This is a genomic window from Deinococcus aquiradiocola (assembly GCF_014646915.1).
In the GTDB taxonomy this organism is placed as follows: domain Bacteria; phylum Deinococcota; class Deinococci; order Deinococcales; family Deinococcaceae; genus Deinococcus; species Deinococcus aquiradiocola.
Window position 1 is genome coordinate 77,398 of record NZ_BMOE01000003.1, and the last position, 25,331, is coordinate 102,728.

General features: G+C 70.9%; 21 protein-coding genes. 11 read left to right on the forward strand and 10 right to left on the reverse strand.

Annotated features, from left to right (window positions below; genetic code table 11):
- Positions 1 to 116: 116 nt before the first annotated feature.
- The 5 genes from IEY33_RS05945 (at position 117) to IEY33_RS05965 (ending at position 7,076) form a co-directional block, all read left to right on the forward strand.
- Entirely contained in the window at positions 117 to 1,811 is a 1,695-nt protein-coding gene (locus tag IEY33_RS05945; RefSeq protein ID WP_188961370.1) for an ATP-binding cassette domain-containing protein, read from the forward strand.
- The gene (locus IEY33_RS05950; protein WP_188961371.1) at positions 1,808 to 3,412 is read left to right on the forward strand and encodes an amino acid ABC transporter ATP-binding/permease protein; all 1,605 of its coding nucleotides are present in this window, start codon (positions 1,808 to 1,810) and stop codon (positions 3,410 to 3,412) included. Before IEY33_RS05945 ends, IEY33_RS05950 begins: the two co-directional genes overlap by 4 nt.
- Entirely contained in the window at positions 3,405 to 4,820 is a 1,416-nt protein-coding gene (locus IEY33_RS05955; RefSeq protein ID WP_188961372.1) for a cytochrome ubiquinol oxidase subunit I, read from the forward strand. Before IEY33_RS05950 ends, IEY33_RS05955 begins: the two co-directional genes overlap by 8 nt.
- Positions 4,817 to 5,845 (forward strand): cytochrome d ubiquinol oxidase subunit II, encoded by a 1,029-nt coding sequence (cydB, locus tag IEY33_RS05960; protein WP_188961373.1) that lies wholly within the window; start codon positions 4,817 to 4,819, stop codon positions 5,843 to 5,845. The genes IEY33_RS05955 and cydB overlap by 4 nt, the downstream gene beginning before the upstream one ends.
- A gap of 187 nt (positions 5,846 to 6,032) precedes the next feature.
- Positions 6,033 to 7,076, forward strand: coding sequence for a M42 family metallopeptidase (locus IEY33_RS05965; RefSeq protein ID WP_188961374.1), 1,044 nt, complete (start codon positions 6,033 to 6,035; stop codon positions 7,074 to 7,076).
- A gap of 116 nt (positions 7,077 to 7,192) precedes the next feature.
- Here IEY33_RS05965 and IEY33_RS05970 read toward each other — a convergent pair whose 3' ends face one another.
- The 8 genes from IEY33_RS05970 to IEY33_RS06005 all read right to left on the reverse strand — a co-directional run bounded on the left by IEY33_RS05970 (position 7,193) and on the right by IEY33_RS06005 (position 15,873).
- Positions 7,193 to 8,122: an acetamidase/formamidase family protein gene (locus IEY33_RS05970; RefSeq protein ID WP_188961375.1), complete on the reverse strand. Its 930-nt coding sequence runs from the start codon at positions 8,120 to 8,122 to the stop codon at positions 7,193 to 7,195.
- Positions 8,119 to 9,726, reverse strand: a complete 1,608-nt coding sequence (locus tag IEY33_RS05975) for an ABC transporter substrate-binding protein (protein ID WP_188961376.1) — start codon at positions 9,724 to 9,726, stop codon at positions 8,119 to 8,121. Before IEY33_RS05975 ends, IEY33_RS05970 begins: the two co-directional genes overlap by 4 nt.
- A gap of 63 nt (positions 9,727 to 9,789) precedes the next feature.
- Positions 9,790 to 10,710 carry an ABC transporter permease gene (locus tag IEY33_RS05980; protein WP_188961377.1) on the reverse strand — a complete coding sequence of 307 codons (921 nt, stop codon included), beginning with the start codon at positions 10,708 to 10,710 and terminating at the stop codon, positions 9,790 to 9,792.
- An 83-nt stretch (positions 10,711 to 10,793) separates the two neighbouring features.
- A complete protein-coding gene (locus IEY33_RS05985) occupies positions 10,794 to 11,678 on the reverse strand; it encodes an ABC transporter permease (RefSeq protein WP_229670814.1) in 885 nt (294 codons plus the stop codon).
- Positions 11,675 to 12,547, reverse strand: coding sequence for an ABC transporter permease (locus IEY33_RS05990; protein ID WP_188961378.1), 873 nt, complete (start codon positions 12,545 to 12,547; stop codon positions 11,675 to 11,677). The genes IEY33_RS05985 and IEY33_RS05990 overlap by 4 nt, the downstream gene beginning before the upstream one ends.
- Positions 12,544 to 13,488 (reverse strand): ABC transporter permease, encoded by a 945-nt coding sequence (locus IEY33_RS05995; protein WP_188961379.1) that lies wholly within the window; start codon positions 13,486 to 13,488, stop codon positions 12,544 to 12,546. Before IEY33_RS05995 ends, IEY33_RS05990 begins: the two co-directional genes overlap by 4 nt.
- A gap of 129 nt (positions 13,489 to 13,617) precedes the next feature.
- Entirely contained in the window at positions 13,618 to 15,093 is a 1,476-nt protein-coding gene (locus tag IEY33_RS06000; protein WP_188961380.1) for an ABC transporter substrate-binding protein, read from the reverse strand.
- A gap of 48 nt (positions 15,094 to 15,141) precedes the next feature.
- Complete coding sequence (locus IEY33_RS06005) at positions 15,142 to 15,873, reverse strand: FadR/GntR family transcriptional regulator (protein ID WP_188961381.1); 732 nt, start codon at positions 15,871 to 15,873, stop codon at positions 15,142 to 15,144.
- Between the two features lie 330 nt (positions 15,874 to 16,203).
- Here IEY33_RS06005 and IEY33_RS06010 point away from each other — a divergent pair, with 330 nt between their 5' ends.
- The 6 genes from IEY33_RS06010 to IEY33_RS06035 all read left to right on the forward strand — a co-directional run bounded on the left by IEY33_RS06010 (position 16,204) and on the right by IEY33_RS06035 (position 20,169).
- Positions 16,204 to 16,593: a c-type cytochrome gene (locus IEY33_RS06010; RefSeq protein WP_188961382.1), complete on the forward strand. Its 390-nt coding sequence runs from the start codon at positions 16,204 to 16,206 to the stop codon at positions 16,591 to 16,593.
- Between the two features lies 1 nt (position 16,594).
- Positions 16,595 to 16,759 (forward strand): hypothetical protein, encoded by a 165-nt coding sequence (locus IEY33_RS06015; protein ID WP_188961383.1) that lies wholly within the window; start codon positions 16,595 to 16,597, stop codon positions 16,757 to 16,759.
- Between the two features lie 2 nt (positions 16,760 to 16,761).
- Positions 16,762 to 17,271, forward strand: coding sequence for a cupredoxin domain-containing protein (locus IEY33_RS06020; RefSeq protein WP_229670815.1), 510 nt, complete (start codon positions 16,762 to 16,764; stop codon positions 17,269 to 17,271).
- Complete coding sequence (locus tag IEY33_RS06025) at positions 17,268 to 19,007, forward strand: cbb3-type cytochrome c oxidase subunit I (protein ID WP_188961384.1); 1,740 nt, start codon at positions 17,268 to 17,270, stop codon at positions 19,005 to 19,007. The genes IEY33_RS06020 and IEY33_RS06025 overlap by 4 nt, the downstream gene beginning before the upstream one ends.
- 110 nt (positions 19,008 to 19,117) lie before the next feature.
- Positions 19,118 to 19,933 carry an AfsR/SARP family transcriptional regulator gene (locus IEY33_RS06030; RefSeq protein WP_188961385.1) on the forward strand — a complete coding sequence of 272 codons (816 nt, stop codon included), beginning with the start codon at positions 19,118 to 19,120 and terminating at the stop codon, positions 19,931 to 19,933.
- A gap of 77 nt (positions 19,934 to 20,010) precedes the next feature.
- On the forward strand, positions 20,011 to 20,169 hold the full coding sequence (locus tag IEY33_RS06035) for a hypothetical protein (protein WP_188961386.1): 159 nt from the start codon (positions 20,011 to 20,013) through the stop codon (positions 20,167 to 20,169).
- Positions 20,170 to 20,282: 113 nt separating this feature from the next.
- On the opposite strand, the gene IEY33_RS06040 is transcribed toward IEY33_RS06035, so the two are convergent.
- Together IEY33_RS06040 and IEY33_RS06045 are read right to left on the reverse strand one after the other, a co-directional pair.
- Positions 20,283 to 23,666, reverse strand: coding sequence for an efflux RND transporter permease subunit (locus IEY33_RS06040; RefSeq protein ID WP_188961387.1), 3,384 nt, complete (start codon positions 23,664 to 23,666; stop codon positions 20,283 to 20,285).
- Entirely contained in the window at positions 23,663 to 25,255 is a 1,593-nt protein-coding gene (locus IEY33_RS06045) for an efflux RND transporter periplasmic adaptor subunit (RefSeq protein WP_188961388.1), read from the reverse strand. The genes IEY33_RS06040 and IEY33_RS06045 overlap by 4 nt, the downstream gene beginning before the upstream one ends.
- Positions 25,256 to 25,331: the final 76 nt, after the last annotated feature.

Below are 25,331 nucleotides of genomic sequence, written 5' to 3' on the forward strand. Positions count from 1 at the left end.
GAGGGGTGTGGTCCCACATCCAAGAATGCACGTGAGGTGATTCACATGCTCGTTCCAGCATCACACTCGGGCACCCGCGCCGCTCCTCTCCGGCCCCCGCGCCGGAAGGGACGCCCATGAGCCTCCGGGACCTGCACCGCACCCCCCGGCTGCGGCCTGCCCTCGCCCGCAGTGCCGTGTACAGCGCCGCCCAGCTCGGCGGCACGCTCCTCGCCTGGATCACGGCCGCGCACATCGTCGCCGCCGCCCTCTTCCAGCACGCCACCCCCACCCCCCGGCAGCTCGCGGCGGTGGCCGCCGGACTGCTGCTGCGCGCGGCGGGCCTCGCCCTGCGCGACCATGGCGCCGCCCGGCTCGCCGCCCACACCGTGCGCGAATGGCGTGACGCGGGCACGCTGGCCGCCCTGCAGCTCGGTCCGGTCCTCCTCAGCGACGACCGCGCCAGCGACCTCGAACGCCTCACCGGCGACACCGCCTCCCGCCTCACCCCGTACTACGCCCGCTACCTCCCGCAGGCCGTCCACGCCGCTGTCGCCGCCACCGCCGTCCTGGCCGCCGTGACGGTCCTCGATCCCGCCAGTGCCGCCGTGCTCGCCGTGACCGGCCCGCTCACCGTCGTGTTCCTGGCCCTGGTGGGCCTCGCCGCGCAGGCGCAGACGGAACGGCAGTGGCTGGCGCACACCCGCCTCTCCGCGCGCCTCGTGACGCTCGTGCGCGCCCTGCCGACCCTGCACGCCTTCGGGCAGGTCGGCACGTACCGCGACCTGCTGCGCGCCAGCGCCGACGCCCAGCGCGTCACGACGCTCCGCGTGCTGAAGGTCGCGTTCCTGAGCGGCTTCGTGATGGATTTCGCCGCGACGCTCGGCACGGCCCTCGCCGCCGTGTGGATCGGCGTGCGCCTCTTCGAGGGTCACGCGGCGCTCGCCCCGACCCTCGCGGCCCTGATGCTCGTCCCGGAATTCTTCGGCCCGCTCCGTCAGCTCGGCACGGACCGGCACGCCGCCCTGGACGCCGAGCCGGTCGCCGCGCGCCTCACGGCCCTCCTCGCCCGCCCGCTCGCCCCGTCCGGTTCCGTCCGCACCGAGGGGGCCGCCGTGCCGCACCTGCGGCTGCTCGGCGCCAGCCCCGCCCTGCATGTCGGCACCCCGGAGGCAGGCCATCCGGACGACCGGCGCGGCACGCCCCTCACGCTCGACCTGCCGCCCGGCACGCACGCCGCCCTGCTCGGCCCCAGCGGCAGCGGCAAGACCACCCTGCTGCACGCGCTGCGCAAGCACCTCCCGCACTTTGGGCAGATCCTCGTGGACGGCGAGGCGCTCGACACCCTCGACAGCGCAGGCTGGCAGGCCCGCGTCGCCCTCGTGCCGCAGCACCCGCGCCTCGTGTCGGGCAGCGTCCGCGACAACCTGCGCCTGCTGGCCGACGCGGACGACGCCGCCCTCTGGCGCGCCCTGGACGCCGTGGACCTCGGTACGGTCGTCCGCGCGATGCCCGCCGGGCTCGACACGCCGCTCGGCGAGGGCGGACAGGTCCTCAGCGGCGGCGAGACGGCCCGCCTCGCGCTCGCCCGCGCCCTGCTGAGCGGCGCGCCGGTCGTGCTGCTTGACGAGGTGACCGCGCACCTCGACGCGCACACCGAGAAGGGCGTCCACGCGCTGCTGCACCGCGCGCTCGCCGGACGCACCGTGATCCTCGCCACGCACCGCGCCGTGCCGCCCGGCTTCACGGCCGCGCACCTCACCCGCCCCGCCCACGGACCGGCAGGGAGACCGGCTGTGAGACCGGACACTGACCCGGACGTGGCCGCATGACCCGCGCCCTGCTGCTCGGCGTGCTCGCCGCGCTCGCCGGGGTGGGCCTCGCGGGCAGTTCCGGCCTGCTCATCTCACGCGCCGCCACGTTCCCCGCCACCTTCCTCGCCCTCACGCTGCTCGTCACGACCGTCCGCGCGCTCGGCGTGGGACGCGCCGCCCTGCGCTACGCCGAACGCCTCACCGGACACGACGCGGCCCTGAAACGCGGCGCCGCGCAGCGCGAAGCGCTCTTCACGCGCCTCGCCGGCTTCGGCCGCGACCTGCTCGCCCACGAACGCACCGGCGACACCCTCGCCCGCCTGAACGCCGACACCGACGCCCGCCAGATGTACGCCCTGCGCGCCGCGCTGCCGCTCGCCGCGCTGACCGGGACCCTGCTGCTGCTCGGTGCGTGGCTCTTCACGCTCGACCCGCTGCTCGGCCTGACGGGCGCCGTCCCGCTCGCCGTCGCCGCGCTCGCCGTGCTGCCCCTGCGCGCCCCCATGACGGCCCTCACCCGCGACCAGGTCGAGGCGGCCCGCCACCACGGCACCCTCCTCCTCGACGCGCTCGCCAGCAGCGGCGACGGCGCCGCCCGCACCGCCCTCCCCGCCCTGAATGCCCTCAGCGCCCGCCTGGAACTCGGCACGCTGCAGGAGGCGGCCCTCACGCGCCGACTCACGGCCGTGCAGGGCCTGCTGTTCACGCTCGCCGTCACGGGCGTCCTCGCGCGCGGCGCCACCCTCGTCGCGGACGGCACCCTGCCCGGCGTGCAGTTCGCGGCCGTGCTGCTGGCCGTGACCGCCGCCTTCGACGCGCTCGCCGGACTCGGGCAGGTGCCCGCCGCGCACGCCGCCCGGCACGCCGCCCTCGCCCGCCACGCCGCCCTGACCGCCGTGACGCCCACCGTCACCGCGCCCCCCACCCCCACCCCCGTCCCGGACGGCCCGCTCGACCTGCACGTGCAGGACGTCACGGTCCTGCGCGCCGGGCGGCAGGTGCTGCACGGCACCACCCTGCACCTTCAGGGCAGCGAGCGCGTCGCCGTCGTCGGCCCGAGCGGCGGCGGCAAGACCACCCTCGCCCGCCTCCTCACCCGCGACCTCGATCCCGCTGCGGGCCGCGTCACCTGGGGCGGCGTGCCGCTCCCGCAGCTCGACCCGGCCGCCCTGCGCCGCAACGTCAGCCTGCACGAACAGGACGCGCCGCTCCTCGACGGCACCCTGCGCGAGAACCTGCTCCTCGCGAACCCCGCCCTGCCCGACACGGCCCTGCAGGCCATGCTGGACGACCTGCACCTCCCGCACCGCCTGGACGACTGGGTGGGGGAGGGCGGCACGCGACTCTCCGGCGGGGAACGCGCCCGCGTGTCCATCGCCCGCGCCCTCCTGAAACCCGCCCGCCTCCTCATTCTCGACGAACCCACCGCGCACCTCGACCAGGATGACGAACAGGTCGTGCTGCACGCCGTGCAGCGTCACCTCGCGGGACGCGCCCTGCTGCTCCTCACGCACCGCGTGGCCCCCCTCGCCCTCGCCACCCGCGTCCTGCACCTCCAGGACGGCCACCTCACGCCCGCCCCCACCCCCGTTCCCGCTGGAGGGACCCCCCATGACTGAACTGTTCGGCTTCAGCACCCTCGACCTGTCGCGCTTCCAGTTCGCGACGACCAGCATCTTCCATTACTTCTTCGTGCCGTTCACGGTCGGCTTCGCGCTCATCATCGCGATCTTCCAGACCATCGCGTACCGCACGCAGAGCCCCCGCATGGAGAACCTCACCCGCTTCTTCGGTCACCTGTTCTTCATCAACTTCGCGGTGGGCGTCGTGACCGGCATCGTGCAGGAATTCCAGTTCGGCATGAACTGGTCGGTGTTCAGCAACTTCGTCGGCAACATCTTCGGCGTGCCGCTCGCCCTGGAAGTCCTGATGGCCTTCTTCCTCGAAAGCACCTTCCTGGGCCTGTGGTGGTTCGGCCGGGACCGCCTGCCGCGCTGGGCGACGCTCGCCAGCATCTGGATCGTGGCGCTCGGCACCAGCATCAGCGCCTTCTGGATCATCATCGCGAACGCCTGGATGCAGCACCCCGTCGGGTACACCATCCAGAACGGGCAGGCCGTCATGACGGACTTCTGGGCCGTGGTCTTCAACCCCAAGGGCCTCGAATGGTTCGCGCACCTCTGGACCGGCTCCCTCACGGTCGGCGCGTTCTTCGTGCTCGCCGTCAGCGCGTACCACCTGCGCCGCAAGCACGAGACGGACGCCTTCCTCGTGAGCTTCAAGGTCGCGCTCGTCGTCGCGCTCGCCGGGTCCGCCGGCGTGATCCTCGCCGGGCACGAACAGGGCCAGAGCGCCGTGCGTGACCAGCCCATGAAGTACGCCGCCTTCAGCGCCCTGTGGGACACGCCCACCGGCAAAGGCATGCCCGAAAGTCTCGTCGCGTTCCCCAGCAACAGCCAGGGACGGAACACCTTCGAGCTGAGCGTCCCGTACGTCGGCTCGCTCCTCGCCTTCAACAACTTCAGCTCGCAGGCCAAGGGCCTCCACGAACTGCAGGCCGAGAGCGTCCGCAAGTACGGTCCCGGCAACTACATCCCCTACGTCTGGCCCGTGTACTGGGCGTTCCGTATCATGGTCGGCCTGGGCGGCGTGATGCTCCTCACCGCCCTGTACTTCGCGTGGCGCTGGCGCGCCGGGAAACTCGCCGACCCCGGCCGCCTGTACCCGCTGCTGCTCGCCATGCCGCTCGCGCCGCACCTCGCGAACTTCAGCGGCTGGATCGCCACCGAGATGGGCCGCCAGCCGTGGGTGGTGCAGGGCCTGCTGCGCACCGGCGACGCCGTCAGCAGCCTCAGACCCCTCCCCGTCCTGCTGAGCCTCGCCGCGTTCTGGGTGGTGTACCTCCTCCTGATCGGCCTGGACGTGTACCTCCTGACCCGCACCGCCCGCGCAGGCATGCACGCGCCCGACGTGGAAGCGCAGGGCATGCCCGCCCCGCACTACCTGCCGGAAGGCGGCACGCTGTGACCCTGCCCCTCGTGTGGTTCATCCTGGTGGCCGCCACGTTCACCATCTACTTCTTCCTCGAAGGCTTCGACTTCGGCGTGGACCTCCTCCGCCCCTTCCTCGCCCGCAACGAGGCGCAGCGCAAGGCCCTCATCGGCACCATCGGTCCCTTCTGGGACGGCAACGAGGTCTGGGTGATCCTCGCGGCAGGCGCGATCTTCGCGGCGTTCCCCACCTGGTACGGCGCGCTCCTCACGAGCATGTACCCGCTGTTCGCCCTGATCCTCCTCGCCCTCATCGGCCGCGGCGTCGCCTTTGAATTCCGCGCGCAGGTCGACGACCGCCGCTGGCGCGTCTTCTGGGACGTGACGAGCTTCGTCGGGAGCCTCCTGCCCGCCTTCCTGTGGGGCGTCATCATGGCGAACATGGTGCGCGGCCTGCCGCTCGCCGCCGCCGGACGCTACGTGGGCGGCAGCTTCGACTTCTTCGACGCGTTCAGCATCCTCGGCGGACTCGCCACCCTCGCGCTCTTCGTGCTGCACGGCGCGACCTTCCTGCTGCTGCGCCTGCACACCGGCACCGAACTGCACACCCGCGCGCACCGCGCCGCCCTCACCTGGGGCGCCTTCGCCACCGTCCTCGTCCTCGGCTTCGTGTACCTGGGCTTCGTGCGCGACGAACTGTTCCGCAGCTTCGGCCTGTCCTCCTGGCTGTTCCCCGCCGGAGCGGCCGTCAACCTGGCCCTCGTCTGGCTGGCACTCACGCTGCGCCGCGACCGCCTCAGCTTCATCGCAACGAGCCTCACCATCCTCTTCTCGACCGCCACCATCTTCCTCAGCCTGTACCCGAACGTCCTCCCCAGCACCCTCGACCCGAGCTTCAACCTCACCATCCAGAACAGCGCCAGCGCCCCCTACACCCTGCGCCTCATGAGCTGGGTCGGCCTGATCTTCCTGCCGCTCGTCATCGGCTACCAGGCCTGGAACTACTACGTGTTCCGCCAGCGCGTCAAGGAAGATGCGGGCGGTCTCGGGCACGGCTACTGATCCCCGGTCGAAGCGAGCTCCAGGAGGCCAGCCGAGTGAAGAGGGTGTCGACAGGACGGCGTGGCGGAGGCGGAACTGGAGCGAAACCGGACGACCACGCGCCAGGGCACGGCGCAACGAGACGCGCGCGTCCGGACAGTCAGCACGCACACCGCCCGGACGCGCACCAGCACGCTAGACTTCCCGGATGACCGATCCCTTCCAGGCGCTCCTCGACCTCTCGAACCTTAACGGCGTGCCCGGACGCGAGGACGCCGTCCGCGACTACGTCCTCGCTGCCCTCCAGGGCCTCGCGGACGACGTGCGCGTCGACGCGATGGGCAACGTCATCGCGTACCGCCAGGGCCGCGACGCGCCCGAAGGCCAGACGCGCGAACGCGTCATGCTGAGCGCTCACATGGACGAGATCGGCTTCATCGTCCGCTACATCGACGACACCGGCTACCTGCGCCTCCAGGCGCTCGGCGGCTTCGACACCCGTAACCTCTTCGCGCGCAACGTCACCGTTCACACCCGCACCACCACCCTGCCCGGCATCCTCTCGCCCGGCGGACGCCCCATCCACATCAGCACCCCCGAAGACCGCAAGAAAGTCCCGGAAATGCGGGAATTCTTCGTGGACCTCGGCCTGAGTGTGGACGACGTGAAACGCCAGGTCCGGGTGGGTGACATGGTCACGCTCGACCAGACGGCCCGGCAGGTCGGCCACCTGATCGTCGGCAAGGCCATGGACGACCGCGCCAGCGTCTACATGCAGCTCGAAGTGCTGCGCCGCCTGGACGGCAAGCCGCGCCACGACGTGTACGCCGTGTTCAGCACGCAGGAAGAGGTCGGCCTGCGCGGCGCCATCACCGCCGCGTACAGCGTGCAGCCCACCATCGGCGTCGCCCTCGACGTGACGCTCGCCGTCGACACGCCCGGCGTCGGCCCGGACGAAGCCGTCACCCGCATGGGCCAGGGCATCGGCATCAAGGTGTACGACAGCACCATGATCAGCACCCGCTGGCTGGTCGACGACTTCGCCGACCTCGCCGACCGCGAAGGCATCCCCTACCAGCTGGAAGTCCTCTCGCTCGGCGGGACGGACGGCGCCGCCATCCAGCGCAGCCGCGACGGCGTGCCCACCGTCACCCTCAGCCTCCCCACCCGCTACATCCACAGCGTCGTCGAAAGCGTCCACGTCGACGACCTCAAGGCCGGCACCGACCTGCTGCTCGCCTACCTCAGATGAACTGAAGCGCCGCGAAACGGACGCCCCAGGTACAGGGGCGTCCGTTCTGCCGGACCGCCGAAAGGCTGCATGTGTTGTGTTCCGTCAGGCGTTCCTGCGGTCTGCCGGGTGTGGGGTCAGCGGAAGATGCCTCTGGGGAGGTACGCGCTGACGAGCCAGTTGGGGGCGTCCACGATCTCGCTGATCTTGAGGTCGACGGCGACGCTGCACAGTGCGTACGCGAGTTGCGGGTCAAGGCGGTACTCGCGGCCGAGGTGGTCGATCATGGCGCGGATGGCGTCCTGGGACGCGGCGTACAGGTCCGGGCCGTGCCCGGTGGTGGCGTAGTACCCTCGTGCGTCCACGGCGGGCATGGCGGCGGCGGGCACTTCAAAGCGCGGGCCGCTGAAGTTCGCGCCTTTCTGGACGCTGAAGCGCAGCTGGGCGGTCATGGCGGTTTCGACGGCCGTGCCGCACACTTCGCCGTCACCCTGGCAGACGTGCGTGTCACCGACGCTGAACAGCGCGCCCGGCACTTCGACAGGCAGGTACAGTTTCGCGCCGCGCGTCAGGTCGCGGATGTCGAGGTTGCCGCCCACGCGCCTCGGCGGGACGACGCTGTGCAGGCCGGGTTCGGCGGGGGCGACGCCGATGGTGCCGGTGAAGGGCCGGGTGGGGAGGGTGATGTCGGGCGTGAACTGCACGGCCGCGCGGTCGTAGCGGCTGATGTGCAGCCAGGGGTCCTTGAACTCCTGCGCGAGCAGCCCGAAGCCCGGGATGATGCCGGTCCAGCCCCAGTCGCTCTCCTGGAAGTCCAGCACCTCGATCACGAGCGCGTCGCCGGGTTCCGCGCCGTCCACGTAGACGGGGCCGTTGACGGGGTTGGTGCGGGAGAAGTCGAAGGTGGCGACGTCGGCGGCGGTGCTGTGGGCGGTCAGCTGGCCGCCGCTGGCGTCCTGGATGTCGAAGGCGAGCGTGTCGCCGGGCGCGACGTGCCGCTGCGGGGTGAGGCTGTTGTCCCACCCGAAGTGCCGGTGGTGGATGGTGTGGATGTGCGGGCCGCTCACGGCTTCACCGAGAGGCGTTCGTACACGATGTTGTGAATGGGGTCCTGCAGTTCGTTCAGGCCGCCCACCAGCCGGTCGGAGCGCATCATGTACCGCACCTCGTGGTACACGGGAACCCAGACGGCCTGCGCGTTGAGTTTCGCGAAGATGGCGGCGTAGGCGTTTAGGCGCGCGGTGGCCTGCGCGGGTTTGACCATCTGGTCGGCGCGGTCGGCGGCCGCGTCGAGCGCCTTGTCGCAGGTGAAGGGCCAGTTCCAGCCGCCCTGGACGGCGCTGCGGCAGCTGAGGATCGGCCAGTAGAAGTCGCTGGGGTCGGGGTAGTCCTGCGTCCAGGCCATGCCGCCCGACCAGACCATCGGGGCGGTGCCGGGCGTTCCGGCCGCTTCGGCGACGGTGCTCTGCGCCTGGCTCTTGATGCTGGCGCGGATGCCGACGGCGGCGAGGTCCTGCTGCAGGCTCTGCGCGATGCGGGGATTCGGGTCGGTGGAGGTGGTGTACAGGGTGGTGTCGAAGCCTTTCTCGTACCCGGCCTGTTTCAGGAGGGCTTTCGCGGCGGCCGGGTCGTAGCGGTAGCCGGTGGCGGCCTTGTCGTAGCCGGGCATGAGGGGCGGCAGGTACGTGTTGGCGATCACGCCGCGCCCGTTGATGAGGCGCAGCACCTTCGTCTTGTTGATGGCCATGTTGATGGCCTGACGCACGCGCACGTCCTTGAGCGGTCCGATGCCGGTGTTCAGGGACAGGTAGCTGGTGTTGACGTTGGTGCGCTGCAGGATGTTCGCCTTGTATTTCGGGTCGCGGATCACCTGCAGGAACTGCGCGGGCGGAATGCCGTCCCCGAGGAGGTCCACCTCGCCGCGCGTGAGCGACAGGAACGCGACGCTGGGGTCCAGACCCACCTTGACGGTCACGCGGTCCAGGTACGGGAGGTTCTGGTAGAAGTACGCGGGGTTGCGTTCGAACACGAGCTGCTGACCGCTCGGCCAGCCCGTCAGGCGGAACGGGCCGGTCCCGACCGGGTGGTGCCCGAAGTCCGCGCCGTACTTCGCGACTTCCTCCCTGGGGACCACGAACGCGAAGTTCATGGCCATGACGTTCAGGAACGCGGCGTTCGGGGCGGTGAGGGTGATCGTGACGCCGTACTTGCCGGTCGTCTTGAGGCCCGTGACGGTCTTGGCCTTGCCGGTCGTGAAGGCCTGCGCGCCCACGATGCCCATGTAGAAGGACTGGCCGGGGCTCTTGGTTTTGGGGTCGAGGACGCGGGTGAGGGTGTACACCACGTCGCTCGCGACGACTTCGCGGCCGTTCTGGAATTTCACGCCGGGCCGCAGCGTGAAGGTGTACGTGCGGCCGTCCGCGCTGACTGTGGGCATGCCGGTGGCGAGGCGCGGTTCGAGGGTGGTGCTGCCGACCTTGTAGTCGAGCAGGCCGTCGAAGACCATCTTCTCGATCGGCCAGTTCTGCAGGTCGTACCCGATGGCGGGGTCGAGGGTGGTCACGTCGTCCTTGTACGACACGACCATGCTGCCGCCGCGTGCGGGCGCGGCGAGCGTTCCGCCGAGCGCGAGGGCGCTCAGCAGGGCGGCGGACTTCAGGGTGCGGTTCATGAAACCTCCGGTGGGAGTGGAACGGTCAGGGGAGTGGGCGAGCGGAACACGGCGCGGGGCCGGTCAGCGGTAACGGACGCGGGGGTCCACGAGGGGCTGCACGAGGTCGGCGAGCAGGTTGGCGAGCGTGATCACGAACGCGCTGAAGATGACGACGCCCACGATGACGGGGATGTCCACCACCCGGATCGCGTCCCACACCAGCCGCCCCAGGCCCGGCCAGCCGAACACGCTCTCCACCACGACCACGCCGCCCATGAACGTCCCGATGTCCAGCCCGATCATCGTCACGATCGGCAGGGCCGCGTTGCGCAGCGCGTGCCTGAGCAGCACGAGGCGCGGCGTCTGCCCCTTGGCGCGCGCCGTACGGACGTAGTCCTGCGACAGCACCTCCAGCAGCTGCGAGCGCATCATGCGGGCGTACCAGCCTGCCCCGCCGATGCCGAGCGTGAGGGCCGGGAGGAACAGGTGGCTCAGGCCGCCGTACCCGCCGAGCGGGAACAGCGCGAAGCGGTACGCGAGCAGGTACACGAGGCTCAGGGCCAGCCAGAACTGCGGTGCGGCCGCCCCGAGGAACGCGAGGCCCATCACGACCGTGTCGGGCCACCCGCCGCGCCGCACGGCCGCCCAGATGCCGAGCGGCACGCCGATCAGCAGTTCGAGCGCGATGGCGCCCAGCATGAGCTGCACGGTCGGCAGGATGCGCGACGACAGCAGCGAACGGACGGTGCTGCCCTGCTTGTACGAGCGGCCCAGGTCCAGGTGCGCGAGGCGGCCGAGATACGTGCCGTACTGCGCCACGAAGGGCCGGTCGAGGCCCATCTCGTGCCGGATGCTCTGCACGGTCGCCACGCTCGCGCTCGGCCCGGCCACCATGCGGGCCGGGTCGGCGGGCAGCAGGAACACGAGGGTGAACGTGACGCACGACGCGACGAGCAGCACGAACACGCTCTGCAGCAGACGCGATCCCAGGAACGACAGCATACGTTGACTCCTCTTGATGCGGGGCACTTGTGGTGCGGGAAGTGGGCCGGGGAGAACTGGACGGGAGGGGACGACCGTGAAGGTCAAGAGGTGCTGCGCGGGTCGAGGGCGTCGCGCAGGCCCTCGCCGAGCAGGTTGAAGCCGAGCGAGGTGATCAGGATGGCCGCGCCCGGCGCGAGCACCAGCCACGGGGCGGTCGTGAGGTAGCTCTGCGATTCGTTGATGATGCCGCCCCAGCTGGGGGTGGGCGGCTGCACGCCGACGCCCAGGAAACTCAGGGTCGCTTCGAGCAGCACGGTCGTCCCGACGCCCAGCGACCCCCACACGAGCGCGGTCGGCACGAGGTGCGGCACGATGTGCCGCAGCAGGATGCGGCCTCCGCTCGCGCCGACGGCGGTGGCGGCCTCCACGAACTCCCGCTCGCGCAGGGCGCTCACCTCGCTGTACACGACCCGCGCGATCGGCACCCAGTTCAGGAACGCGATCACGAGCGCCACGATCCACAGGCTGGGCCGCAGGATCGCCGTGAGCGCGATGGCGAGCAGCAGCACCGGGAAGGCCAGCATCACGTCCGTGAAGCGCATGATGAGCGTGCCCGCCCACCCGCGCGTCAGGGCCCCCAGCGCGCCGAAGAGCAGGCCGATCACGACCGCGACGCCGTTCGCGACGAACCCTACCGTCAGGGACGCGCGCGCGCCCCACACGAGGCGTGACAGCAGGTCGCGGCCCAGCAGGTCCGTGCCGAGCAGGTACGGGCCACCCGGCGCGAGCGGCGCGCCCTCCATCGTGAGGCCCTCCGGGAACTGAAAGTCCGGGTCGTGCGGCGCGCTCCACGGCGCGAGCACGGCGACGATCACGACGAAGGCGCACACGACGAGGCCCGTCATGCCCGCCCGGTGCCGCAGGAACCGGCGCAGCACCTTGGATGGACGGCGGGCGGGCCGGGCGGGCGAGGCGAGGACCGTCACCGCGTCCGTCCTTTCGGGTCGAGCGCGTCGCGCAGGCCGTCCCCGAGCAGGTTGAAGGCGAGGACCGTCAGGAAGATGACGACGCCCGGCGCGAGTGCCAGCCACGGCGCCGTCTGCAGGTAGCCGCGCGCCGTGTTCAGCATGCTGCCCCAGCTGGGCGTGGGCGGCTGCACGCCCAGCCCCAGGAAGCTCAGGGTGCTTTCGGCCAGCACGGCCTCGGCGATGGCGAGGCTCGCCTGCACGATCAGCGCGCCGGAGATGTTCGGCAGGATGTGCCGCAGCAGCGTGCGTCCGCTGCCCGCCCCGAGCGCCCCGGCCGCCTGCACGTACTCCAGTTCGCGCTGCGCGATCACCTGGGCGCGCGTCACGCGCGCGAAGGCGGGCGTCGTCACGATGGCGATGGCGAGCATGGTGTTCTGCAGGCTCGGCCCGAGGATCGCGGCGAGCGTGATCGCCAGGATCAGGAACGGGAAGGCGAGCATCGCGTCGATCACACGGCCGATCAGCTCGTCGAGCCAGCCGCCCACGAAGCCCGCCACCAGCCCCAGCAGCGACCCGGCCACCAGCGCCACCAGCACGCTGACCAGGCCCGCCGACAGGCTGATGCGCGCCCCGTACATCACGCGCGTCAGCGTGTCGCGACCCAGCTCGTCCGTCCCGAGGACGTGCCCCGCGCCGGGCGGCTGCAGCAGCGCCGCGAAATCCTGCCGGGCCGGATCGGCCGGCGCGAACTGCGGCGCGAAGAGCGCCACCACGCACAGCACCGCCACGATCACGAGGCCCGCCACCGCCAGCCGGTTCGCGCCGAAGCGCCGCCACGCCTTGCTGCGCTCACGCGGGCGCGCGGGGAGTGCCGGGACGGCCGTCACGCGTACCTCACGCGCGGGTCGATCATGCCGTACAGCAGGTCCACCACGAAACTCACGACCAGCACCAGCGCCGCCGACGTGAGCACCATGCCCTGAATGACCGGCAGGTCCCGCGTGAACACCGCGTCCACCAGCAGCCGCCCGAAGCCCGGCACGCTGAAGATCTGCTCCGTCACGACCGCGCCGCCCAGCAGCCCGCCCAGCTGCAGGCCCAGCACCGTCACCACCGGGATGAGCGCGTTGCGCAGGGCGTGCTTCACCACCACGAAATGCCCCGTGATGCCCTTGGCGCGCGCCGTCCGCACGTAATCCTGCGACAGGACCTCCAGCAGACTGCCGCGCAGGAAGCGCGTGAGGACCGCGCCCGACCCCACCCCGAGCGTCACGGCGGGCAGCAGCATCAGTTTCAGGTTCAGGGCGGGGTTCTCGCTGAGGTCCACGTACCCGCTCGCGGGGATCCACGCGAGCTGCACGCTGAACAGGTACACGAGCAGAATCCCCAGGAAGAAGCTCGGCAGGCTGATGCCCGACAGGGCCAGCAGCGTCACGAGCCGGTCCGTGACGGACCCCGGCCGCAGCGCGCTGAAGATCCCGGCGGGCAGCGCGAGCGCTACCGCGATCAGCAGGCTCAGGACACTCAGCTCGAAGGTGGTGGGGAGCTTCTGCGCGATGAGGCCCGCCACGGATGCGTGGTCCTGCAGGCTGCGCCCCAGGTTCAGGTGGGACAGGTCTGCCAGCCACTGCAGGTACTGCACCGCGACGGGCCGGTCGAGGCCCATCTGGTGCCGCAGTTCCGTGAGGGCCTGCGGGGTCGCTTCCTCCCCCAGCTGCAGGCGCGCCGGGTCGCCCGGCAGCAGCCGGACGAGCGCGAACACCAGCAGCGTCACCACCAGCAGGGTGGGAATGGCGGCCAGCAGCCGCCTCGCCGCAAAATTCAGCATATGGGCCTCCGGAACGCGAACGGACTCTCTTCAGGCGGCGGGGCCGTCACGGACGACCCGCCGGGACGGGCCCTGTACGGTGCGGGCATGAACGCCGTGCGGGCGCGGGGCGCGCCTTCGCTTCAGGGTTCACTTCAGGTCAGCGGTGGAGAAGCGCAGGATGCCGTCCGGGACGAGCTTCAGACCGGTGAGGGACTTGGAGACGCCGACGGTGTTGCTGCTGAAGTACGTGAACACGTATGGCGCGTCGTCCAGGATCTTGCCGAGCGCCACGTTGTACGTCGCGACGCGGGCGCTCATGGCGTTCTGCGCGCGGGCCTTCTCCAGCAGCGCGTCGATGCCGGGATCGCTGTACCCGGCCTGGTTGTTGCTGCCGCCCGTGTGGAAGAAGTCGTAGATGTTCCCGTCCGGGTCGGGCCGTCCCGACCAGCCGAGCATCACGGCGTCGTAGTTGCGTCTGTCGGCCCGGTCGAGCAGCGTCCCGAATTCCACCGTCTCGATCTTCACCGTGAAGCCCGCCTGCGCCGCCATCGCCTGGTACAGCTGCGCGAGCTGCGCGTTCACCGCGCCGGGCGATGTGAGCAGCGTGAAGCTCACGTTGGCCTTTCCGGCCTGCGCGAGCTTTTTACGCGCGAGCGCCACGTCCCCCTGCGGGGCCTTGATGGCGGCCGAGTACGCGGGCGTGCCGGGCGGGAACGGTCCGGCGGCGGGCTTCACGGTGTTCAGGAACACGACCTTGTTGATCGCGTCGCGCTCGACGGTCGCGCTGAACGCCTGCCGCACCAGTTTGCTGTTGAAGGGCGGGCGCGTCACGTTCATCCACACGCCCTGGAAGCCCAGGCCCTGGAAGGTGTCCACGTCGAGCTTCGGGTTTTTCTGGATGGTGGCGATGTCCTTGGGGTCGACCGGCGTGATGACCTGCACCGCGCCGGACAGCAGGTTCGCGACGCGCACGTCCCCGTCCGGGAAGGGCCGGTACACCAGCGTGTCGAGGCTCGGCTTGCCGCGCCAGTACCCGGTGTTGGCCTTCAGGGTGATGTTGTCCTGCCGTTTGCGGCTCACGAACGTGAAGGGGCCGCTCCCGACCGGACCGCTCGCGAAGTCCGCGCCCGCCTTCTTCGCGGCGGTGGGCGACACGATCATCCCGGAACGGTCGCTCAGCACGGCCAGCAGCGGCCCGTACGGCGCCTTGAGCGTGATGACGACCGTGGCCGCGTCGGGCGCGGCGACGTCCTTGACGCTGCCGAGTTCGCCTTTGCGGGCGCTGCCGTCCAGGGTCATGTTGCGCTCGATGCTGTACTTGACGGCGGCCGCGTCGAGCGGCGTCCCGTCACTGAACCTGATGCCGGTGTTCAGCTTGAAGGTGTACGTCAGGCCGCCGTTCGTGACTTTCCAGCTCTTCGCGACCATCGGAACGATCTTCAGGTTCTCGTTGACGTCCACCAGCTTGTCGAAGATCTGGTTCATGACCTGCCGGTCCACGAATGCCGTGGAGAGCGCCGGATCGAGGCGCGGCGGGTCGGCGTCCAGCCCCACGGTGAGGGTCTGCGCGGAGGCGGCACTGAGGGCGAGCAGCAGGCTGAGAGCGGTGAGGGTTCTCTTCATGACGTCACTCCTGTCTTTCCTTGAACGGGCGGTGGCCCTGGACGTGGCTCAGGTGGACCGGACGGGGTCCGGGGCGGCGGCGCGCAGCTGCGAGAGCGCACGGGCGTACGTCTGTGAGACGTCGTCCAGGTGCGCCTGCATCGCTTGTCGCGCGCCGTCCCGGTCCTGCGCCAGCACCGCCTGCACGATCCGGTCGTGGTCGTCCACCGTGCGGCTCGACCCGGCGGCCGGGAGCGCGATGATCCGCACGTCGCGCAGCAGGTCCCGCAGCGTCTCCAGCACCCGCAGCACCACCGTGTTGCCCGCCAGCTGCGCCAGCAGGTCGTGAAACTGCGCGTCCTCGCTCGCCAGGGCCGGACTGTGGTCCGGCAGCGCCCGCTGGCGCGCCACGCACGCCAGCAGCGCCTCGCGTCCGGGCGCGGTGAGGCGCTCGGCCGCCATGGCCGCCACCTCCGGTTCCAGCAGCCGCCGGAACTCGAGCAGGTCCGCCGCGTTCTGCGGGACCAGACTCACCAGACTGCGGAACGGCTGCGACATCGCCTCCCCGCCCGGGTGCCGCACGTACGTCCCGTCCCCCTGCCGCGCGTCCAGGTACCCCAGCAGTTCCAGGCGCCGCAGCGCGTCCCGGACGCTGGTGCGCGACACGCCGAACTGCGCAGCCAGCTCCCGCTCCGGCGGCAGGCGCGTGCCGGGCGTCAGCCGCCCCGACTGAAACCACTCCTGCAGCTGCGACGCGACCTGATCCGCGATCTTCACGGCCTTCACGGGCTTTCCGGTCAAACGGACCTCCTCACGGTCAGGGGAGAGGACAGGCGGCGGCACGCGGAGCGGCGGCAGGGATGCCCCTCCGCAGATTGGTCCAACCATCGGACCTCATGCGTCCACTATCAGCCACATGTCCGCCCGGTGTCAAGCGCCCCGAAGGCCCGTCCTCCCTTCCGCCCGCGGCCCCCCGGGGCGTCCCGCCGGGCGCCCCTTCCTCCCGTGGTAACGGTCCCGTAATCGCGCGCGGCGAAGCTGACCGTGGAGGCTTTTCATGATTGACATCATTCGACTGCCAGAGGGTTCCTGCCCGGTCCGGGGGACCGCGTCCCGGCAGGGGGGCGGCTGATGCGGGCCGCGTTCGTCGGAGCGGCCTTCGGGTTCGCGGCGGTGGCGTTGAGCGTGCTGGGGTACGTGACGGGCGTGAACGTCGCCGGGAGCCCGCCGGCCGTGACGGTCCTGCAGGCGGGCGCCGCGCCGCGAGGAGCGGCCCTGTTCGCCGCGAACTGCGCCGGGTGTCACGGGGCGGCGGCGCAGGGCGCGGTCGGACCGAAACTGGCGGGCCTCGTGAGGCCCTGGACGGACACCGCCTTCGCGGACGCCGTACTGGACGGCCGCGCCCCGGACGGCCGCACCCTCGCCGCGATGATGCCGCACTTCAGGACCGCCGGTTTCGACGGTTCGGCGCCCACGCCCGCGCAGCTCACCGCGCTGCACGCGTACCTCAAAGGACTCTGACATGACCCCTTCCCGTTCCACTCCGCCTGTCCCGCCCCGCACCCCGCCCGCCGGGGCGAGCGCCTCCACCGTGCCCAGGGGAGCGCTGTTCGTGGTGGGCACCGTGTTCGTGACCGTGATGGCCCTGTGGTTCCTGGTGCTGGGCCTCGTGCAGGCGAGGGGCTGAGCGTGCTCGACCACCGCACCATCGAACGCTACGAACTCGGCTGGCTGGTCGTGTCCGTCGTCCTCGTCGTGATGCTGTTCGCGGGCGTGCTCGGCAGCATGATCAGCGAGACCGTGCCCGGCTTCTTCGGCGCGCGTTCCTCGTACGTCGACCCCGCGCACCTCACGGGCACGCCCTTCGCCACGCCCGGCCTGCACCGCAACGCGGACGGGACGCTCGACGCGTACATCGTCGCGCGCGCCTTCGCGTTCCAGCCGAGCACCCTGCGCGTCCCGGCCGGACAGCGCGTCACGCTGCACCTCCTGAGCGTGGACGTCATTCACGGCCTGATGCTGGAGCAGGGCAACGTCAACGTCGAACTCATCCCCGGTCAGGTCGCGAATCTCCCCCGGACCTTCACGCGCCCCGGCACGTACACCACCGAGTGCAACGAGTACTGCGGCAGCGGCCACCAGACCATGGCCTTCCACCTCGTGGTGGAGCCGCCCACACAGCCAGAGGCCACGAAATGACCACCACCTTGCCCCCCCGCAGCGTTCCCGACGAACGCGTCTACGCCCTGAACCCCGAGAAGAAGGTCACGCTGTACTTCCTCGTGACGGGCCTCGTCTTCCTGATGGTCGGCGTCGCCATCGGCCCGCTGCAGGCCCTGAACTACGCGGGCATCGACGTGTACCGCTCCCTGCCGTTCCTGAAGTCGTACTACCAGGGCCTGTCGCTGCACGGCGTGCTGAACGCGCTGGTGTTCACCACGTACTTCATCAGCGGCCTGCTGCTGTACCTCCCGTGCCGGGAGCTGGGCGTCCGCCCGAACCTGAAGATGTCGTGGGCCGGGTACTGGATCATGACGGTCGGCGTGCTGATGGCGGCCGTCGCGGTGCTCGGGAACAACGCGACGCTGCTGTACACCTTCTACCCGCCGCTGCAGGGCAGTCCGCTCTTCTACATCGGCGCGGCGCTGCTGGTGGTGGGGAGCCTCGTGATCGGCGCGCAGGTCGTCACCATCTGGACCGTCTGGAAGCGCCGCCACCCGCGCGAGGTGACGCCCCTCGTCACGTTCATGAGCGTCGCCACGTGGCTGATGTGGTTCGTCGCGTCGCTCGGACTGGTGGTGGAGGTCGTGTTCCTGCTCATCCCGTGGTCGCTGGGCCTCACGCGCGGCGTGGACCCGCTGCTCGCCCGGACGCTCTTCTGGTACACGGGGCACCCCATCGTGTACTTCTGGCTGCTGCCCGCGTACGTGTCGTGGTACGGGCTGCTGCCGCGCAGCGCGGGCGGCGTGATCGCGTCGCAGACGATGGCGCGCCTCGCGTTCGTGCTGTTCCTGCTGCTGTCGACCCCGGTCGGCCTGCACCACCAGTTCGCGGACCCCGGCATCGGCATGGGCTGGAAGGTCCTGCAGATGCTCCTCACCTTCCTGGTCGTCATTCCGTCGCTGCTCACGGCATTCAGCGTGGGCGCGTCCCTGGAACTCGGCGCGCGCGCCCGGGGCGGCGGCGGCTGGAGCGGCTGGATCCGCCACCTGCCGTGGCGCGACCCGGTGTTCGTGGCGCAGGCGCTCGCCATGATCACCTTCATTCCCGGCGGGGCAGGCGGCATCGTGAACGCCAGCGTGGCCCTGGACGCCGCCGTGCACAACACCGCCTGGATTCCCGGTCACTTTCACATCACGGTCGGGACGGCCACCACCCTCACGTTCTTCGGCGTGACGTTCTGGCTGCTGCCGCACCTGACGCGCAAACCCCTCGCGAGCCGCCGTATGGCCCTCTGGGCGAGCTGGCTGTGGTTCTGGGGCATGGCGCTCTTCGCGGTCGGCATGCACTGGGAGGGCCTGATCGGCATTCCGCGCCGCACGTACCTCGCCACCGCCACCGGCCTGGGCGACATGCTGGCCCGCGCGCACATCCCCATGGCCCTCACCGGCATCAGCGGGCTGGTGCTCACGGTGGCGGCCGTCCTGTACTTCACGGTCACGTTCCGGACGCTGTTCGGGCCGCGCGTGACGGCCGCGCAGGAGACGCCCATCCCGTTCAGCGACTCGCTGGAGGACGCCGAACACCGCGCCCTGCCCGCCGGTGCGGCCACCGTCTCGCCTGCCGGGGCGCGCATTCACGGCGCGCAGCTGGTGCTGGACCGCCTGTGGGTGTTCACGGCGCTCGCGCTGCTGCTGGTGGTCATCATGTACGGCCCGACCCTGATCGGGATGCTGCTCAACCCGCACCCCGTCCCCGGCCTGCGCCTCTGGTGACGCCCGGTTCGCCGTGAAGGAGACGCTGGTGCGGGCCGTGCCGGGCGCGCATACTGGAGGGAACGCCGGTGCACGTCCGGCCTCGCCCTCCGCCCACCCCGGGGAACCGCATGCACGCACCCGCCACCACACCCGTCCCGCCCGCCTGGAAGGTCGTCACGTTCGGCGGCCTGAGCGTCGAACGCCAAGGGACGCCCGTGGAGTGGACGGCCCGCAGCGCCCGTGACCTGTTCGCCGCGCTGCTCGCCTCCCCGGACGGCGTGCGGCGCGAAACGCTGCTGGAGGACCTGTGGGGCCTCGCGCCCTCACCGGCCGCCGACAACCGCTTCCGCGTCACCGCGCACCGTCTGCGGACCACGCTCGGCTCGCCGGACAGCGTGCAGGAACGCGGAGGGCGCGTGCGCCTGTCCCCGGACCTGCTGGCCGCCGCCGACTTCAGCCTCCTGCACGCCGCGCTGAACGCCCCCCCCGCCGCGCCGGACGCGCGCCTGCGGACGCTGGACGCCGCCCTGGCGCTGTACACCGGGGACTTCCTGCCGGACGACACCCTGGACCGCGTGCAGGTCGCGCGAGACGCGCACCGCGGGGCGTACGCGCGCCTCAGCGTGGAACGCTCGGTCCTCGCCTGCGACGCGCACGCCTGCCGCGACACGGTGGACGCCCTCGTGCACGCCCTGCGCGCCGACCCGTACCTCGGAGAGCAGCACCACCAGCAGCTCATGACGTGCCTCACCGTCACCGACGACCGCTACGCCGCGACCGAACACTACCGCCGCTTCGTGCGCTTCCTGCGTGACGAACTGGGCGACACGCCCATGCCGGAAACCGTGGCGCTGGCCGCACGCATCAAGTGCGGCGAGCAGATCTGCGAACGCCGCCCCGGCCAGCACGGTCCTCCGCCCTGCCCCTTCCTCCCGCAGCGCTGACCCGCACCCCGGCCCATGAGAGAAGCGTCAGGGACAGCTATTCTCGCCCTGACCCGCTTCGGTCCTACCCTGGAGGCGTGCTGAGAATGTACGCGCTCATGGCCCTGACCCTGGTGTTCACCGTGGGTGGCCTCGTCACGACCCGCAACTGGACGCGCAGCCGCCCCTTCCGCGACGAGGGTCTCGCCGTGATGGCCCTCGCGGCCGTGGGGTTCCTCGTCACCTTCAACATGTGACGGGAGCCCTGGCCCTGACGGCGTGGTTTCGCCCCTTCGCTCACGCCTGACGGCAGGAAGCCGCCCCCGGAACCGAGACTGGTCCGGGGGCGGCGTGTATTGGGTAGGGCGGTTCAGTCGCCGGGGTGCCACTCGGCGCTGACAGGGTACGTGGCCTGCGCTTCCAGCTCCTGCCTGCGGGCGCGGCGGCCCTCGAAGAGGTAGAAGGCGGCGGGCACGACGTAGAAGGTCATGACGGCCGAGACGCTGATGCCGCCCACGATGATGATGCTCAGGCTCTTGCCGAACTCCGAGCCGCTCCCGTGACTCAGGAGAAGCGGGAGGCTGATCACGAGGACCGTGAGGGTCGTCATCACGATGGGCCGGAAGCGCAGGCGGCTCGCTTCGAGCAGCGCGTCGCGGAACGGGAGTTCCTGCATCTTCTCCACCACGAACTCCAGGTACAGGATGGCGTTCTTGGCGGACAGGCCGATCAGGAGCAGGAAGCCCAGCACGCCGAAGATGTCGAGGCTGCTGCCCGTCAGGTACACGAGCCACAGGGCGCCCGCCACCGCGAACGGCACGGGGAGCAGCAGGTACAGCGGGTAGCGGAAGCTGTTGAACTGCGCGCCCATCACGAGGTACACGAGCAGCAGGGACAGCGCGAACGACTGCAGGCCGATGCTTCCGAGCTGGTTGCCGAGCGCGAAGGCGCTGTTGCTGTCGGCCGACCCGACCGTCACGAGGTTGTCCGTGACGCCCGCCGTGCCGAGTTCCGCGACGAGGCGGTCGTTGAGGGCCGTGGTGCTGAGGGCGGTGTCGGTGGTCGGCTGGTACGTGAGCGACAGGCTGTAGATGCGGTTGTTGCGGGAGATGGTGGCGGGCGACGTGGCCTGCACGATGCTGCCCAGCTGCCCGACCGTCAGATTGCTGCTCAGGGTGCTGCTGTACACGGGCAGGCCCAGCAGCGACTGCTCGTCCCGCAGGTCGGCCGGGTCGAGGCTCACCTGAATGGGGTAGGTGCTGCCGCCCAGCGTGATGTTGCCGGCGCTGCTGCCGCTCGCGTAGCTCTGCAGGGTGCTGGCGACGCTGCTGGCCGTGAGGCCCGTTCCGGCGAGCAGGGTGCCGCTCGGCACGAAGCGGTTCTCGGTGGTGGAGTTGTCGAGGCCGCTGGAGACGCTCAGGACGTTCGGGTCCGCTTCGAGCGTGGTGACGGCCCTGCTGGCGCGCGCCTTGAGCAGGTCGAAGTTGCTGGAGACCAGCGTCAGGCTCTGTTGAGTGCCCATGCCGCGGAATCCGCCGCCGCTGAAGATGTTGGCGCGCACGTCCGTGTGGTCGGGGTACATGTTGCGCAGCGCGGCCTGGAAGGTGGTGGTGAGCGTGTTGATGCTCTCTCGTTCATCCAGTGGCTTCAGGGTGATGTTCAGGTTGCTGCCGGACCCGCTGACGCTGGCCTGCACCGTCTGCACGGACTTCTGACTCAGGAAGTAGTTCTCCATGCGCGCGATGAGTTCGTTGGTGGTGCTCAGGGACAGGCCGCTGGGGAGGCGCAGGTTGGCGCGCAGCGTGCCGGAGTCGGTGCTGGGCGTGAACGTGAAGTTCAGTCGGCTGCCCACCACGAGGCCCGTCAGGACGAGGAACGCGACGGCGGCGAGCAGCACGGCGGGACTGAAGCGCAGCGCGCCGTCCAGGCTGCGGGCGTACGCGTCCCGCACGCGGTCCACGACGCGGCCCGTCAGGCCGCTCAGGGTGGTGGTGGTCGCCTCCAGGAACGCGAACACCACGCCCCACACGGCGTTCAGCACGCCGAGCAGCACCGGCAGCAGCAGCACGCCGAGCAGCAGGACGGGCCGGTGCGTCGCCCCCCACAGCACGCCGAGCAGCACCAGTGCCAGCGCCCAGAAGCCCCACGTCCGTACGCTCAGCAGACCGGCGCGCAGGCGGGCGGGCGCGAGCGCGAAGCTGCGCCCGAAGTCCGCCCAGCTGAGCGGGTGCGCGTCCGGCGTGTACGCCATGCGGACCGTCAGGAACAGCAGCGCCTCCAGCCACGAGAGCAGCACGGCGGCCGACAGGCCCAGCGCGAACTGCCGCACGTACTCCCCCACGATGCCGCTGATGAAACTCACGGGGATCAGCACCGCCAGCAGCGACAGGCTGGCCGCCGCGACGGCGCTGAACACCTCGCTCGCGCCGCGCAGCACGGCCTCCTTGCGGTCGTACCCGAGCGCGCGGTAGCGTTCGACGTTCTCGGCCACCACGATGCTGTCGTCCACCACGATGCCGATCGCGACGATCAACGCCAGCAGCGACACCTGATTGAAGGTGAAGCCGAGCAGGCTGTACAGGATCGGCGCGCCCGCCAGCGAGATCGGGATGGCGGCGATCACCGTGAGGGCCGTGTTCAGGCGACCCAGGAACAGCAGCGTCACGACGGCCACCACCAGGGCCGTCACCCACAGTTCGTGCGTGGTGCTGCTGATCGCGCTGCGGATCGGGCCGGTCGTGTCGTTGCTGAAGGTGACGCTGTAGTTCGCGGGGAGCTTCGTGCCCGCCACGGCCTTCCTGACGTTGTCGACGACGCTCACGGCGTTGCTGCCGGACGTCTGCTGGATGGACACCAGCACGACCGGCAGGCCGTTCACGCGGGTGTAGCTGTCGGTGCTGCTGGACGCCTGCACCTCACCGAGGTCCGAGACGCGCAGGGCGCGGGCGTTGTCCACGAGGACGTTGCCGATGTCGGTGGTGCTGCTCAGCGTGCTGTTGGTGGTGTACGTGAGGGTGTCGCCGCCGCGCGTGATCGTCCCGATGGACGAGTTCACGTTGCTGGCCGCGATGGCGCTGCTCACCTGCGCGGGCGTGAGGTTCGCGGCGCTGAGCTTGTCGGCGTCCAGCAGGACCTTCACCTCACGCTGCGACCCGCCGCTCAGCGACACGTTCGCCACGCCGTCCACGCGCTGCAGGGCGGGCGTCAGGACGTTCTGCGCGTAGTCGTACACGTCGTCCAGGCTGGCCTTCCCGCCCGTCACGCCGAACTCCAGGATGGCGCTCGCGTTCGGGTTGAAGGACTGCACGTTGGGGGTCGCGGCGCCGCTCGGGAGGCCACGGCTGGCGCTCGCGACGAGGGACGCCACCTGGTTGACGGCGCTGTTCTGGTCGGTGCCGGTCGCGAAGTTCAGCGTGACGCGGCTGCGGCCGCTGCTGCTCGTGCTGGACATGCTGCTCACGCCCGTCACCTGCGCCACGGCGCTCTCGATGACCTGCGTGACCTGCGTGTCCACCGATTCGGGGCTGGCACCCGAGTACGTGGTGTTCACGCTCACGACGGGAATCGTGACGGTAGGAAGCAGGTCCACCCCGAGCGAGCGTGTGCTGATCCAGCCGAACACGACGACGCCCACGAAGATGCCGATGCTCAGCACGTAGCGCGTGACCGAGAACCCCACGATGGGATTGACCCGCTCCCACAGCTTCTGCTGCAGCGCCCGGACCGGGCCGCTGTTCTCGCTCTGGCCCTTCACGGGGCGCCTCCAGGACCACCGGCGGGCGGGCCACCGGCAGGCGTGCCACCACTGCCGCTGCGGGTGCCGGTGCCGGCGGGCGCGGCCTTCACGTCACTCCTGGCGGTGCTGCTCGACCCGGCGCGCGCGCCGTCGGCGGCCGTGGTGACGCTCGCGCCGTCCAGCAGGCCGGACGGCGGCTGCGCGATGACGGCCGCGCCGCTCTGCAGGCCATTCACGGCCGCCTGACCGTTCGCCTGCCCGAGCACCGTGACCGTCACCTGTTTCGCCTTGCCGTCCACCACCGTGTACACGAAGGTGGTGTCGCTGTCCACCTGCAGGGCCGTGCTGGGCACGAGCACGCCGCTCGCGACCGTGAAGGGGTACGCGACCGCGCCGACCGCGCCGAGCGCCGGGACGTTCGCGGCGTCCACGAACTTCGCGACGAGCGACACGTTGCCGTTCACGGGCGCGCCCGCGTTCTGCGTGACCTTCACGGTGTACTTCGACTGCCCGACCGTGTAGCTCAGCAGGTCGCCGACCTTCAGGCCCACGCTCTGGCTGGGCGGCACGTTGAACGTCACCTGACGCGCGCTGCTCGTGAGCGTGAACGCGGCCGTCCCGGCATTCACGTAGGTGCCGCCCGTCACGCCGATGGCCGTCACCTGACCGTCGAAGGGGGCGGTGACGCGCGCGTCCGCCGCGGCCTGATGCGCCTGCGAGAGCGTGATGCGCGCCTTCTGCACCGCGAGCTGCAGGCTGGCGATGCCTTCGCTGCCCGCGCGGGCGTTCTCGTTCAGGCTGTTCTGCGCGCTGCTGAGTGAACTCTGCGCCTGCTGCACCTGTGCGCGCGAGGCGTTCAGGTCCGTCTGCGAGATCGCCCCGATGCCGTACAGGCGCTCGTTGGCGGTCAGGGTCGTCTGCGCGTTCGCGAGGGTCGTCTGCGCGGCCGCCACGGCCGCCTGCAGCTGCGCGCGGCTGCCGGTCGTCTGGTTGCGCTGCGTGACGAGCGACACCTGCGCGCTGTCCAGCGCGTTCTGAGCGCTCTGTACGGCGGTGTTCAGGTCGGGGCTGCTGAGCGTCACGACCGTCTGCCCGGCGCGCACCGTGTCGCCGACCGCCACGGCGAGACCGCTGACGGTGCCGGACGTGCGGGCGGACACGCTCGTCTGCTGGGTGGACGCGACGGTGCCGGTCGCGGTGCGGTCCGTGACGAGCGTCCCGGTCTTCACAGCGGACGCCGTGACCGCGATGACCGCGCCGGACGACCCGGTCCCGACGGACGTTGCGCCCGTGCCGCCCGCGCGCGTCCCGGTCTGGCCGCTGCGCCTGCCGGAGAAGCCGCCCGCCGCGCCCGCCTGCCCGGCTCCGAACTGACCGGCCCCGAACGCCCCGCCGCTCGCCTGGCTGCCCGCACCACCCGCCGTGCCGCTGCGCTGCCCGAGCTCGTAGCTGCCGAAGCCCACCACCAGCAGCAGCGGAATGCCGATCAGCCACCAGCGCCGCGCGCTGCTGCCGGAAGAGGACGGAACGCCGGACCTGGACGGCGCGGCGTCCGTGCGGGCCGGGTCGGGCCGGGCGGGATCTGGAGCGGAGGAGGCCTGATTCATGATTCCATCCAAACACCCGAAATCGAAGGAATGACGAAGGCTTCACGCAGATTCCGTCCCCGCCACCACCCTGCGC